The 13,818-nt window shown below is 44.5% G+C and carries 10 protein-coding genes; 5 read left to right on the plus strand and 5 right to left on the minus strand.

Annotation, left to right across the window (positions count from 1 at the left end; all coding sequences use genetic code 11):
• Positions 1-259 precede the first annotated feature (259 nt).
• Positions 260-3,319 (minus strand): TonB-dependent receptor domain-containing protein, encoded by a 3,060-nt coding sequence (locus tag KO518_RS07230; RefSeq protein WP_216025151.1) that lies wholly within the window; start codon positions 3,317-3,319, stop codon positions 260-262.
• A gap of 539 nt (positions 3,320-3,858) precedes the next feature.
• On the opposite strand from KO518_RS07230, the gene KO518_RS07235 reads away from it, so the two are divergent.
• Both KO518_RS07235 and folE read left to right on the plus strand, forming a co-directional pair.
• Positions 3,859-4,176, plus strand: coding sequence for a 2Fe-2S iron-sulfur cluster-binding protein (locus KO518_RS07235; RefSeq protein ID WP_216025152.1), 318 nt, complete (start codon positions 3,859-3,861; stop codon positions 4,174-4,176).
• 318 nt (positions 4,177-4,494) lie between these two features.
• Complete coding sequence (folE, locus tag KO518_RS07240) at positions 4,495-5,184, plus strand: GTP cyclohydrolase I FolE (RefSeq protein WP_216025153.1); 690 nt, start codon at positions 4,495-4,497, stop codon at positions 5,182-5,184.
• A 335-nt stretch (positions 5,185-5,519) separates the two neighbouring features.
• Here folE and KO518_RS19870 read toward each other — a convergent pair whose 3' ends face one another.
• Together KO518_RS19870 and KO518_RS19875 are read right to left on the minus strand one after the other, a co-directional pair.
• Positions 5,520-5,849 (minus strand): hypothetical protein, encoded by a 330-nt coding sequence (locus tag KO518_RS19870; RefSeq protein ID WP_252736009.1) that lies wholly within the window; start codon positions 5,847-5,849, stop codon positions 5,520-5,522.
• A 27-nt stretch (positions 5,850-5,876) separates the two neighbouring features.
• Positions 5,877-6,290: a transposase domain-containing protein gene (locus KO518_RS19875; protein WP_252736010.1), complete on the minus strand. Its 414-nt coding sequence runs from the start codon at positions 6,288-6,290 to the stop codon at positions 5,877-5,879.
• Positions 6,291-6,850: 560 nt separating this feature from the next.
• Here KO518_RS19875 and KO518_RS07250 point away from each other — a divergent pair.
• From KO518_RS07250 to KO518_RS07260, 3 genes are all read left to right on the plus strand, one after another.
• Complete coding sequence (locus KO518_RS07250) at positions 6,851-6,988, plus strand: hypothetical protein (RefSeq protein ID WP_216025154.1); 138 nt, start codon at positions 6,851-6,853, stop codon at positions 6,986-6,988.
• 27 nt (positions 6,989-7,015) lie between these two features.
• A complete protein-coding gene (locus KO518_RS07255; protein ID WP_216025155.1) occupies positions 7,016-7,222 on the plus strand; it encodes a hypothetical protein in 207 nt (68 codons plus the stop codon).
• Positions 7,223-7,337: 115 nt separating this feature from the next.
• Entirely contained in the window at positions 7,338-9,356 is a 2,019-nt protein-coding gene (locus KO518_RS07260; RefSeq protein ID WP_216025156.1) for a serine hydrolase, read from the plus strand.
• A 287-nt stretch (positions 9,357-9,643) separates the two neighbouring features.
• Here the strand turns inward: KO518_RS07260 and KO518_RS07265 are convergent, their stop codons facing one another.
• Both KO518_RS07265 and KO518_RS07270 read right to left on the minus strand, forming a co-directional pair.
• Complete coding sequence (locus KO518_RS07265) at positions 9,644-12,418, minus strand: DUF2339 domain-containing protein (protein ID WP_216025157.1); 2,775 nt, start codon at positions 12,416-12,418, stop codon at positions 9,644-9,646.
• A 508-nt stretch (positions 12,419-12,926) separates the two neighbouring features.
• Entirely contained in the window at positions 12,927-13,790 is an 864-nt protein-coding gene (locus KO518_RS07270) for an alpha/beta hydrolase (protein WP_216025158.1), read from the minus strand.
• Positions 13,791-13,818 lie beyond the last annotated feature (28 nt).

Raw genomic sequence — 13,818 nt, forward strand, 5'->3', positions numbered from 1 at the left:
ATCACCTGCTATACCAGAGAAGTGACAAGGTAGTCCTTTTAATTGTGCGACGTGATGTTCTGGGGGCGGTAAAGATATCGCTTACCCTACATCACTTTGTACTTTAACAACTACCCAACAAAACTACTGCGCCATAACCAGATTTATCACTCATCTAATAAACCATTTATTCGCATGAACAAATAAAAAAAGAGACGCCCAAAAGGACGTCTCTATAATAACCTAGCCGAGTAGTAGTGATACTGCTGACTATATTCGCTTAGATTGAATATTTAAAACCGATAAACCCAAATCGACCTCTTGGTCCAGCAGGGCGAGATAAACTACCTAAGTAAGGTTCTTCGTCAAAGACGTTATTGATTCCACCGTAGAAATTAAGATTATAGGAGACGTAGTAGCTGAAGTTTAAGTCATGCACCCACGAACTGCCTGTTTGAGAAGGATCAACAAACAATGGATTACCTGCAATCTGCTGGTTAGTGATTGAGGGTAACAACTGGCTATCTTCGAAGCGACCTGACCAGCTTAGCGTAAAGTCTTCGGTACTCCACGACGCATTGACATTGGTAATCCACTCCGGGAAGCCAAATTCGCCCACGCGCGTTTCAAAGATTGTACTATCGATAGGGTCCTGAAATTCATCAAAGTCTAACAGGTGAGTACCCGCAAGACCTAAAGCGATTGAACCGCCAGCTATTTCAAAATCGTAGTTTATGGCAAAGTCTACACCTGAGGTTTCAAATGCCCCTAAATTTACCTGGCCCGATTGGTGGTATGTAATATAACCTTCAGGCGCTCGTGTAATGAGAGAGCAGAACTGATTAGCTGTCGTATCTAGATCCACACAAGCCGCCGCGACCCGCTCAGGGGAGAGCGCATCAATGGCTCCTTCAATTTCAATGTTATAGTAATCTAATATAATACGGAGCCCGTCAATGATTTCAGAATCGTAAACAAAACCAGCAGTGACTGTTGTGGCTTCTTCCTGATCAAGCTCAGGGTTACCACCCGTTACACCTGGAATACCGGCGGTAATGTAATCATTCACGTCATATCCTTCAGGAACGAATTGAGCACAGTTACTCGCTCGGTTTGCCGACCCCAAGTTTATGTTTTGAATGGAACAGGGATCATCCTGGAAAGCAAAAAAAACAGGTTGCTGTGGTGAAAACAATTCTGAAATATTGGGAGCACGTACCGATTCTGCAACAGTGCTTCGTAGTGTCAGACCAAAACCTGGAGAGTAACGCAGACCCACCGACCAAGCTGTACTATCGCCCACTGTACTATAATCGGCAAAACGAATAGCACCAGTGACTTCAAGTAATTCGATACCCTCTATATCTGTAAAGATGGGCGCTTGTAACTCAAGAAAATATTCAAATACATCGAAGCCTCCAGCTAATCCAGTTGGAGCGTTGCCGTTAGAACCGTCCCAGGTGTTGAGCGTACCTTCAATTTCTGAAACGACAAAAGCGCTTTCTTCTTCGCGATATTCGGCACCTGTCGCCCAACCAATCGGGCCACCAGGTAGCTCGAAGAAACTTGAAGTAGAACCTGCTAGTGAAGCAAAAATCACTTTTTGTTCAAGTTCTGAGGTGTCAAGTGTGTCGACATAAACAAAATCGGCATTTGCTTGTGACGTTGAATTAAGTCCAAAAGGATTCAACGGTGCACATCCGCTGTCGGGACCCGGCGTAAAGCTAACAAATTCAGTAAAGCGACCGTTTACGCTAAAAGCGTTTTCAGTATAAACCGGTACAGGAAAAGCTGCGCCGATGGGAGGAAGGGCTGTCGGGTCGAGGTTAGAGCGACATACGATATCACCCGTGGCCGGGTCAACCACTGAGTCAAGTGCTGCGTAGAAACGATCTTCCAAACGGATATTAATGTTATTGGTGTCAACATTTGTCTTACCGTAGTTATAGGACAGTTCGTATTGAATACCATCAGCAACATCGATTTCGCCTCTTATACCGAACACTGTCCGAAAGGTTTCGCGGTCTACACGGTCTTCGGGTAACACATTTAAATCATCAGAATCCCGGCTTGATCCAAAACCATAAAAGCTACCATCATTCGGATTAGGGGCAATAAGTCCCAGATCCTGTAATTCAGTGATTTGGGCTTGCAAGGCAGGTGGTATGTAAGGGTTATCGTAGGCAATTGGAATAGCATCGTTAAAGTCAACGCCTTGTATCTGTCGATTGTTTGAAAAAGCGTATTTTGACTCTACAAACAAAGTAACGCTTTCGCTGAGCTCATAACTACCATTGAGGTTTACAGACCAGCGTTCCTGTTCTGGCAAAATGGTCTGATTAGTAGACCCAAGACCATCCCCAACATATAAACTTTGGTTGAGGTTTGCAGGAACCCCCGGGTCATATGCTCGAGGAATGCCGGTATAAGGCGTTTCAATAACCTGTGCTACCGGAATGTTAGTGCCTGGAATGAGTGGGATACCGGTGCCTGCTATGACGCCGTTTACTCCGGCTCTCACCGCATCCCAGTAAGAATCTATTGATAAAAGATTGAAAACACCGTAAGGGCTGGAAATGGGATTACCAGTTGGTCGAACATAGGCGCGTGAAGCGTCTGGGTTAACACCCGTAATAGCAGCGATCGTTGGATTATTTTGGATATCATTGCCCACATACGGTCCGGCAAAGCTTCTGTCTTTCTCTAAAACATGTTCATTTTTCTGGCCTTCTACTGCCAGAACCATTTCACCCCGACCGTTATCAAATTCGAATCCGCCCGCGGCAGATAAATAGACTTCTTTGGCGTCTGACTCGCTTGACATACCCGTTTGGGCAGTTATTTCGACACCATCAAAATCTCCACCCTTACGAAGTATGAAGTTGACTACACCTGAAACCGCGTCTGCACCGTAAACGGAGGAAGCACCGCCCGTCAGTGTTTCAACTTGTTGTATCATCACGCTTGGAATAGAGTTTATGTCTACCGCAGAGGAGCCTTGCCCGCCAGCGACATGGCGTCGTCCGTTAACCAGTGTTAGTGTTCTGTTAGTCCCCAGACCGCGAAGATCAAGCAGACCAAGTCCAACGTCTGAGTCCGTTGTTCCGGCATCATTGATGGCTGAAAAATTTGCCGGCAGCGAGTTGTTGAGTGCGGGGGACTCTCGTAATAATTCCCCAATATCCAATTGTCCGGCGGTTCTAAGCGTGTCTCCATCAATAACAGACACAGGACTGGCTGCATCAGTAGCGCTGTCCGAAATGATCCTGGAACCAGTGACCATCACTCTTTCGAGTTCTGTCTCTTCTGTTTCTTGTGCTACAGCTGTGTTACTAGTCAATAATCCACTTAACGGTATAAGAGCAATGTTAATTGCTATGGCTAATTTTTTATTTTTAAAAGCTTTTTCCTTCATAACTATCCGACCTTTTATACTATTTAGTGAATGTGCGCCTATGCAAAAAGTGTGTAGATAAGTAAAAAAGCATGACAAACCAGCTATGCTTAACAATTAATCACTACATCTATCCAAAACGAGTATGAAGTGGGCAACTAGTTTTGAGTACTAGTAGGACTACTCATTCGACTACGTCATTTGACGTAGATCTTGTCATTGCTTTCCCTGCTAACGCGAGTTAGATATATGAAAAAACTCAATTAAAATGTAAGAGCGTTAGTAAGAAGAAACTTCATTTAATACAGTTGCTTATCGATGGTTTTGGCAATGGTAATAGCGCCTTTGAGATAACGAAATACTCTCCTTTCTCTCGATACAAGTAGAGTTTATGTGCGTGAAAAGCTGCTTGACCACGTCACATGCATCGCTTAACTTCATGCAGAGTTTGTTATAACTTCGATAGGTGCAAATGGAGAAATACTATGCCTAATATCACGTTTATTTTAGCCGATGAGAGTGTCAAAGTGGTGGAGGCAATAGAAGGTGATTCCATCATGCAAACTGCTGTCGACAATGACATTGAAGAGATTACCGCTAGTTGCGGCGGCAACTGTTCTTGCGCGACTTGTCATTGCATTATTGATGACACTTGGATTTCTAAAGTCGGGGCAGCTGATGAAGACGAAACAGCAGTAATGGAAAGCGCTATCGAGGTAACGGCGAATAGCCGGTTGTCTTGTCAGATTAAGGTGACTGATGCCCTCGATGGGATAGTAGTGCATATACCCAGTAGTGAATGATAACTATTTGTTTAGTTACTCTTTTATTATCTACCGTTAGTGTCGTATTGCTACTGCAATACCGGTAAAAGCTTTTTTAGCGACTTTGCTCAATATTAAAGGGCTAAAATGAGCAGCCATCTGAAATACTTTTTAGCCCTTACACCGACCGTATTAAAACTTTAAAAACCGGATTGTAATGGCGCCTATGAGGCGTCATTTCTCTACTGATGGCGTTCTCGGCGATGAGGTTGCCTCCTAGTTATGCCTTCAGAGTCCAGGTCGGTACCGGCTTAGTATTTATGCCTATATAAGTTAAAAAAAATAATTGGAAACCGAATGTTAGCCAATGAAAAAATTATTATTCACGGAGCCAAGAACAATGCCACATTGTCAGAGCAAGCTGAGGTTGTTCGAGATGCATTGCTAGCTGTTGGGCTCGAGACCCCTATGGTAGGTAACGGCCTAAGTGATGAAGAAAAGCGCCAAAAAATTAAAAAGAGCATGACCGAAGTCATGCAGGCTTTAGGGCTTGATTTAAATGACGACAGTTTACAGGATACGCCAAACCGAATTGCTAAAATGTACGTCGACGAAATCTTTTCAGGGCTTGATTATCATAACTTTCCGAAGATCACGCAAATTGAAAATAAGATGAGCATCGAGCAGCCTGTTCAAGTAACCGACATTAGCCTAACCAGCACTTGCGAACATCACTTTGTGACTATCGACGGAACTGCGACGGTTTCTTATATCCCTGATAAAACCGTGATTGGCTTAAGTAAAATTAATCGCCTTGTCGGTTTTTTTGCACAGCGCCCTCAGGTGCAAGAGCGATTAACTCAGCAAGTAATGGTTGCACTGCAGGCATTGACCGGCACAAAAGATGTGGCGGTAAGCATTAACGCCACTCATTACTGCGTTAAAGCGCGTGGCATTAGAGATACAAAATCATACACAAAAACTTCTGCATTAGGCGGCTTATTTAATACCGACAGAGACCTCAGACGAGAATTTTTCCAACTTTAAGTTAGTCGTATACCGATAAAATAGGCTCTAATATTAGGGTAATACCAGTTAGTTAAGCTGATTGGCATTTTTCTTTTTGGTTGGATATTTCTTTGGTTTTGGCCTAACCCACCTTGGGTAACTTCTGTCCTCGCGTCTCGGCGGAAGTAAGCAATATTCCATCTGGGTAAGTAAAGCATTGTATATTTTAGGTATATTTCCAGGGCTACTCAGAGATACGGTAATATAGACGCGCGTTATGGCCATAGCCCAACTCAATCTCTCAACGATACCGGTACAGCTCCATTATTTCGTCACTAGGAAAACGTAATGGGTCTACCATAGATGAAAGCATCCTATACGTTTTTCCTTTTATTGTCTTGCTTACCAAAGCTGCGTATTACGTCGTATTGAAGATCTTTTCTAGCAGGTTTCATCCAGTGTCTTTGCTCACCAGCTTGATGCCAACGATTTAGTAAGCCAAGCGAGTAGTATCCTTTGTCGAATAGCGGTAAGGAATAGTCAGGTGTCGTTTCTACTGGCTCCTCTGCCAACTTCATTTCATTAGTACGATAACCTGCGAACGCAATATTTATAAGTTGGTGACGAGTAATTTCCATATGGCAGACCATGGGGATCTGTGGGTAGGTATTTTCACTATGCTGGTTACTTTGCGTTTCAAACACCTTATGATTCTCTGGTGTATCAGCTGTTCACCAAACGACCCCATCCAAAGCAAGCAAATTTAGTCCCGCCCAACTCTCAAATTGCGTTGATTCATAGCTATTTTTTGCCATCACGCGAAAAACTTCCCGCACTGCATCTTCACCCAATCGCTGCCTGGCTTGAACCAATGCGCTTGGCGCGACTAAAGCCTTTTTGTCCGGCAGCATGATGTCCATCTGGGTCGCTATATTCCAGACAGATTTTTGACGATATAGCGCCATGCCTACAATCGACCAGAGTACTGTTTCCAAAGGCAGTCTTCGTTTACGAATGGTAGCGACACCTGCTTGTTCAAAGCCTTGCCTGATAAGCTCTGGAGAAAGAAGCTCAGCATATTTTTCAAAGGTGTGAAATTTACCTGAAGAGTTAAAAATATTTGCCAATTCGCTTTCAAAACGCATAAAAAAATCCGATACCAGAAACTGATATCGGATTTTGAACTGTAAAGAAGATCGGTCCACCGATCGTTAAATTATTTCTTAACTGATCGACATTACTCACAAAAGAGGACTTTATTCACGTAACTTTGCGCATTCTTTCTGGGCGCAACGAACGGGACAAGTTGCTTTTGTCCAATAGTGTTATGTCTAAGTTGGAATCAATTCAGTTGGCCAGTGGCTCATTAACTGTAGAGGTAGTCGACATAGACCGAAATAGTTATGCTAAGAAGATAGTGTAAAGCAAGTAGGGCTGCTAACAGTGTGTTAAAAAACAAATCTGTGTCTGTTGCGTTATAATCTTCGCGATGGGTTAACATAATCACAAGAAAGGACTTCTATGAACTTTGTGCCATACTCGAAAATCGAAACTGAAAATTTGAGCATATTGCTATTCACAGCCAGATGTATTGCTTACATTGCTGCTTTGATCTTCATCATTGGCTGTTTGCTAATAATAGTTAACGTCGCTATGAACCTGATACCAGCCGCTGAAATTAACACTCACAGTAGTGAGACATATAATGCCTCCGGTGGCTATGGCATGGCGCTTGGTGGGTGTGTTGCGATTTTTACATCTCTCTTCCTTTACTGATTACCTGATTATTGACCCAACTGCACGTTGGGATAACGATCACCTCAATCGCACTTACCGCAGTTAAACTAAACCAGTGGAGTTCAATGCCAACGTGTATTTTGCTTTTGCAAATAACTCGCACCTTGGTGAAATAGGAGAGACAAACTATCAGTGGGGTTCTTCATTTGCTATTTCTGTCATACAAGATGCCAAGGACGTGGCGATTCAGCAGTATTTTGAGGAAGAAACCCATGGAACCGTTGCTTTCATGGCATGGTATAAAGGTTTAAAGGTACTTTTGCCCAATGCTGACGAGTGATGAGTATCACGGGGAATTTAATTATTGATTAATTTTTAATCTGCCTATATGTTAGGCGTTCTACTTTGTTATTGCATTTTAATAACGGAATATTTACCGACTAGGGAAAGCAATAATGAAAACCTTCAAAGGATGGGCGTTAGCCTTTTTAATAAGCTCAGTAGCACTTACTGCATGCACCGAAAACACCAGACACACTACCACCTCTGAACTTAGGTCTGAAACAGATCCCAGCCCCGTCTTTGTTTTTACTCCTCCACCAGGCTGGACCAAGAGCGCAAAAGGGTCATTAACCGTATTTACCGCCAAAGAGGGTGATGCGAATATCGTTATTGGCACCATTGATGACGCGCAAAATGAAGAAGAAGCGGCTCGTAGAGTATGGAAAATGTTCGACCCGGAATTCTCCCGGGACATCCGGGTTAATTCTCCTGGCGACATTTATGGTGGTTGGGAGCGTATTCGAAACATCGAGTATATTACCTCACCAAACGAGCAGCAGATAATGTTCGCCATAACTCATCAAAATGAGGGGCAGTGGCAAGTTGTCATTGTCACTGGTAGTAACGCCACACTTTATAAGCGCTCGGCTGAGTTTAATGAGTTTATTCAAAGCTTTGTGAAAGCAGATTACGCTCAGGAAGATTTAACCACTCGTCAGGCGAAGCAGCTAACTGAAGATGATATTGCCGAGTTATTGAAGTTTGCTGAACAAGGGTTAGAAAGCCTGAAAATTCCGGGAGCAGGCATCGCCCTGGTACAAAATGGCAAAGTTATATACAGCGGCGGTATTGGGGTAGAAGACATTAACACCAAAAAACCAGTAACCGAAGATTCTGTATTCATGATTGCCTCGAACACTAAAGGTATGACAACCCTTTTGTTGGCCAAGTTGGTAGAACTGGGGAAAATAGGTTGGGATGACCAGGTCATTAGTCATTATCCGCAATTTAAACTGGGAGATAAAGCAACCACAGAAAGCGTACTGATAAAACATCTTGTCTGCGCTTGCACTGGGCTGCCACGTAAAGACTACCCCTGGTTTTTTAAAAATACCGGTGATACTCCTGTCTCGGTGACTTTTGAAAACTTGGCAAACACCGCGCCAACCAGTGAGTTTGGTGAGGTCTTCCAATACAATAATCAGATGGCTGCAGCGGCCGGTTATATTGCAGGGCACATTCTATACCCTGAAATGAAGCTAGGTGAAGCATATGACAGGGCCATGCAGGAACTCATCTTCGACCCCCTCGACATGCACAATACGACTTTTTCTTTTGAAGAGGCCTACGCTATTGGTGTTGCCACACCTCATGAACTCAGCGTTAATGAGGAAATTGTGATTATCGAACAGTCAATTACGAATGGCTTTAATCATCTTATAGTGCCTTATCGACCAGCAGGAGCTGCATGGTCTACGTCCGCTGATATGATCAAGTACGTCTATAATGAGTTATCAGGTGGCGTCGCACCTGATGGAACCCGGCTATTTGCTGAAGCACCACTTATGAAGCGCAGAGAGCCCTTTGTTAAGACTGGTGAACGAGAACGTTATGGAATGGGCCTGTGGAACGAGACAATCGGAGGTATTGAGGTTGTAACGCATGGAGGTAGTATGGCCGGTTACCAGTCTAATTTTTTTGCGCTTCCGGGCGCACAAACCGGCGCAGTGGTGTTGACTAACTCTGAGAGCGGCTACAATCTGTTACAGCCCTTTCTAAGAAAGTTAATCGAAATTTTGTATGACGCCGAACCTTTGGCCCAAAGTCAGGTTGACGTTGCAGTTGAAACGAATCGGCTATATCTCAAAACGTTCAGAAATGAATTTGTTTATCCTCCATCTAAAGATATCGATGACCGCCTCGCAGATACTTATATCAGCGACGACCTCGGAGAACTAAAAATAATTAAAGAGCATAATAGGGTATTTTTAGATCAGGGCGTGTGGAAAGCAGAGGTAGCTACTAAAGTAAATCAGGATGGAAGCAATGCTTTATTTGTCATCGGCGCAGGGTTGTTAAGCTTGGAATTCGTTATTGGTGAGGAAGAAGGCGTAAGCGTGTTAACGCTTTCTGATGGCCAACACAACTACACGTTTCGAGCAGTTTCACAGCCCAATGATTCAGGATCGTAACTTTTTGTACAAGGCTCGTTATTAACTCCGCCTTTAACGCTTATTTTTATATAGCCACCAGGGTTAGTGTACAAAAAGCCTTATCTTACGTGAAAAGCAGCTTTACACGGTCGACATGTTTGATTACCCGGCACTGGGCCGAACTGTTGATGAAGAATACGTTGAATTTAAAGGCGCATTTAAGTTGGTCTAATTTTATTTGACGGTTAAACAGCCATTCATGCCTAACACCGTTTTAAAAACGCCATGTCAGGTCGTATCATCTATAGGTTCATTCGATATTCGTTCTAGCGCTCTTCTTCTGGCGCGCTGTGCAGCCGTTGATATAACCAGCCGATACCCACTAGCGACAGACCCAAACCAATAAAGGAAATAGCCCGATATAAGCCTTCCAGGTTCGACATATCCACCAGAAACGCCTTAAAAAGAACGATAGCCAGCAATATGAAACCCGCACGCCCCATATTGGCGTACTGCTTTAACTGGCTGGCAAAAATCATTAACGAAGCGATCATCAGCCACACCAGTGAATAAGTGTAGAGCTCTGATTGTTCCACATTGGCGTTGAATACCAAGGCGTTGGGGTGGTAAATACCGCGAATAAATCCGCTGATGTACAGAAAACACAAAGCGCCCGCCAGGGAAAAGCAAGCTGTGTGAAAACGCTGAGGTACAAGGTTGAGTATAGCCAGTGCGGCCAGGGCGACGGCAGGGAATGCCCATTGTACTAACAGCCAGTTGAATATAACGCCATCTCCAGTTGGTTGAAGAGATAAGAACGGGTTATTTGCCAGTGAAATGTCAAGATGAAGCATCCAGGCACCGCAGGCAAGGGCAATGGCAAAACCGTTGTACCATTTCTCAAGGGAGGAGTTTTTCGCTCTGTACAGATATACTCCTGACAACACAAGCCAGTTAAATGCCAGTAAAGCAGACGCTTTATATCCCATGGAAATACTGGGGTATTCTCCTAAAAGTAAGTAGCTTGTTTCCGTTGTGGTGAGAAGAGCAACAATATGCACGCCTGCGCCCTCAAGCCACTGTTTCACTTCACTCACAGGGTTGTACCTTCGGGCAAACCAGAATATTCCCAGTACAATGGGGTAAACCACAATACTCCAGTGAATACCGATGATCTGCTCGCCGGTGTAATCACTGAGCCACGGCGCAAAAGTAAGCCGGCTGGTAATACACACCAAGGCCACTTTATAGAGCCATGTGGGCAGAACAACCTCGTACTTTTTACTTAAAAAGCTCATGGCTGCCACTTGTACGCTTAGCGCTAACGTAAGCACCGCGGCGTCTAAAAGCATGGTTAGGGTGAGAGTTACACAAGCGTTTGCCAACAAGGCGTAAGTAAGACGGTTCACAGAAACATTGGAGCGACCAATCGCCACAACGCTCACGATAGCAACGAGGCTTAGCTCGCCAGCCCAAACAGGATAAAGGTGAGGGGTTACTTCATTCGGAGAAAGCGCATAACTTACGCCCAGCAAGGCTACAGGACTTACAATAAGTAACAGCATAAAAGCTGGGCGTTGCGTCAGGATGATCATCGTTACGCTGTACGCCAATGCAACAAGCGTAGCAAGCTGAACAAAGAGGTAGTTTCCACTGAATAGCAAACTTAGCTCGTCGACTTGCAGGTTTTTGGGGAATAAAAGGTAGCAGTAAAGGGCGAATGCCAGTGCTATGAACGGCCAGCTATCTAGCGCGCTATAACGATAAGCCGCGCCGAGCAACACTGCTGCTAAAGCGATGTTGCTAATGATAATGTGGCTGGTGCTGTCAAACAAGAAAACACTCAGCCCGAGCATAATAACGGACAACAGAACGCCAAGGTGTTCTTTTCTGGGCATGAGCAGTTGGGCGGTGGTAAGCGGCGCCGACATGGTGTTGAGCAGTCTCCATCCTGCGATATCGCTAAGTACAAACAGATAGATGCTGAATAAGGAAAATATTAATAAGGCGCTGAAATCGCTACCAGAGGCAAAGGTAAGCGAGACACCAAACCAGCCAAAATGCGCCGCCAGCGCCAGCCACCATAGCCACGATTGTCGCACTGCTTGGGATAACCACACCGCTGAGGTTGATATTACCGCGGTGTAAATTAAAAGCGCTGCAACATTATTACTGCCTGTGGAAACCAGTACAGGTACTGCATATGCGCCGATGACGCCTATCCACGCTAGCAAAGAGCCGAATCTGAAGGCCAGTGAGCTTGCAGCAACGGCTACCGCAGCTAACGCAATAAAAGCGACTTGTGGGGAAAGAAAATGATAAAAGTCGAAGGCGACCAGCACAATGGCATAGCAAGTCACTACGCCGCCGCTGGCTATGGAGGCACTGATATAGGGCGTATTGATATTAAACCGTTCTTTGTTTCTGGCAAGATATTCGGCTGCGGCGATAAGTAGCACCCCAAAAGTGCCGCCTGCGATAATGCGCACAATGGGCGGCAACAAGCCTGCCTCAATAGCATACCGGGCAAGGAAAACACCACCGATGGCTAAAATAAGCCCGCCCAACCACAACAGGCCGTTTGCGCGAATAAATTCAGAGAGAGAGTCGGCAAACGAAGGGACTGATGCCTCTGGAGATGCAGCAGAAGCAGAAGGTGAGGGCGCAGAAGACGGCGTTTTTGCTTTCGAGCCGGGTGTCGCTGGTGGTTTTGACGCTGTGCTCGAGGACTCAGGCTTGGCTGAAGGGGGAGCTTCGTTAAACGCGTCTGACTTTTCACTTGTTCCAGTAACAACAGGGGAAGACGATGGCGGTGAAGAAGGTGAAGAGGACTTCACCGCAACAGATGTTCTTAGCGCCGCCATTTGCTTTTTTGAACACGCTTGCTGTCTCTTAAGCTCTGCTACTTCCTTGGTCAGTCGGCTAATTTTTCCCGTGTGTACATAAGACAGGACAACGCCAACAAACACGAACAAGAAGAATACGAGCCCAACAAAAACTTCCACCGCAATCCCTCGCAACTGTAAATTAATGTTATTTATAACATCATTGTTGTGTATAGAGATAGAGCTCACTGGGGTTAACCACCAGAGCAATACCATCTCAAGTCCTTAAAAAATTGAGTCTTTTCACGCTATGTAAATCATTCACAGTACTTGCAGATTTGCCTTCCAGTAAATGATGTCGAAATATAACCATAATTTTAACGCTATAAAAAACAACACGTTAACCTTTTTGAAACGGTGGTTTGGTAATTGCACCTTCCACATACATGCAGCGAATCGACATTAGCGTGACGGAGTTTTTAGTCTGTCTTTGTATTTGTCGATTTGTTAATTCCATATCTACTCAATGTGCGAAAGTTCAGCTAATTCTAGTATGGAGGATTTATGTCAAATACGAGAATGAACGAAAAAGTTATTATAATTACCGGTGCGTCCAGCGGTATTGGTGAAGAAACGGCGTGTGTCCGTGAAGTTTACGTTATGCCGGCAAACTAAAATTACAAAACTCTGTAGGCTTCGCAATCGTCTTGCTGCCGATTGCGCAGGCCTGTTATTAAGTCAAAAATTTAATTAGTCTGCAGCGCTAAAGTTCGTAGCGCTGATCCTAAATCGCATCAAGAAATGCCTGATAAGATTGCACTGTCGCATTGTCTTTAAACATACCTGAGTGATCTGCATCTTTAACAACTATGAGCTCCTTCTGCTGGGATTGACTGGCATCAAACAGGTGTTTTGATAAGGCGGGAGGTGCTTGTTTGTCGTTCTCTCCGGCTATGATTAACAACGGGCCGGTATAGTGTTGGGAAAGGATTGCCAGGTTATCTACAGCGTGAAATGCCGGGTCGATCTGAATGGTTAAAAAGGGTTTTGTGTACCACGGGGTAACATGGCTGATCCAGTCGTCTACATTGGTTGCACTACCTTGAAGAATGAGTGCATCCACAGAGGCCTCTTCAACCAGGGCCGTTGCAATGAAGCTTCCCAGCGAATACCCGTGTAAGTATAATTTTTGCGGTGAGAACTTTGTTTTAACGAACATAAGTTGCTCTTTCGCGTCGCGCTTTAATGCGGCAATGGTTGCACTACCTTGGCTTGTACCCAGGCCGCGATGATCAAACATGATAATATCTTTCCCCAACGGGGAAAGCCGTTCAACGGCCTTTATTCCACTGTTCGATAGTTTCATACCGTTACCCTGAATAAAAAAAATGAGTTCCTCTGAATCTGCGTTATCGAGATAAAGCCCATTTAATTTAGTGCCGTCAGAGGCGACAAAGCCTAGTTTTTGTAGCTTGGCTTTAGGGAATGCTGTTTGCCATTCATGCCAGGTTTGCGCAGCTATCGTCTCTGTATTGTTGTCTTGCGCCAAAAAGGTGGCTTCTTTTAATTGTGCGGTACATGCGCTAAGTACTGTGCAAGCGCACATAAGAATGACAAGTTTAGCCCTGCAAAATGATATAAATGCCATAGTAAAATCCTTCTTGTTGGTAAAAGTG

Origin of the sequence: Aestuariibacter sp. A3R04, assembly GCF_018860805.1 — a bacterium.
In the GTDB taxonomy this organism is placed as follows: domain Bacteria; phylum Pseudomonadota; class Gammaproteobacteria; order Enterobacterales; family Alteromonadaceae; genus Alteromonas.

Coding starts and splice junctions, on each gene's coding strand:
- KO518_RS07235 (WP_216025152.1), top strand. CDS start 3,859: ATGCCTAATATCACGTTTATTTTAGCCGATGAGAGTGTCAAAGTGGTG.
- folE (WP_216025153.1), top strand. CDS start 4,495: ATGTTAGCCAATGAAAAAATTATTATTCACGGAGCCAAGAACAATGCC.
- KO518_RS07250 (WP_216025154.1), top strand. CDS start 6,851: ATGCCTCCGGTGGCTATGGCATGGCGCTTGGTGGGTGTGTTGCGATTT.
- KO518_RS07265 (WP_216025157.1), bottom strand. CDS start 12,418: ATGGTATTGCTCTGGTGGTTAACCCCAGTGAGCTCTATCTCTATACAC.
- KO518_RS07260 (WP_216025156.1), top strand. CDS start 7,338: ATGAAAACCTTCAAAGGATGGGCGTTAGCCTTTTTAATAAGCTCAGTA.
- KO518_RS07270 (WP_216025158.1), bottom strand. CDS start 13,790: ATGGCATTTATATCATTTTGCAGGGCTAAACTTGTCATTCTTATGTGC.
- KO518_RS19875 (WP_252736010.1), bottom strand. CDS start 6,290: ATGCGTTTTGAAAGCGAATTGGCAAATATTTTTAACTCTTCAGGTAAA.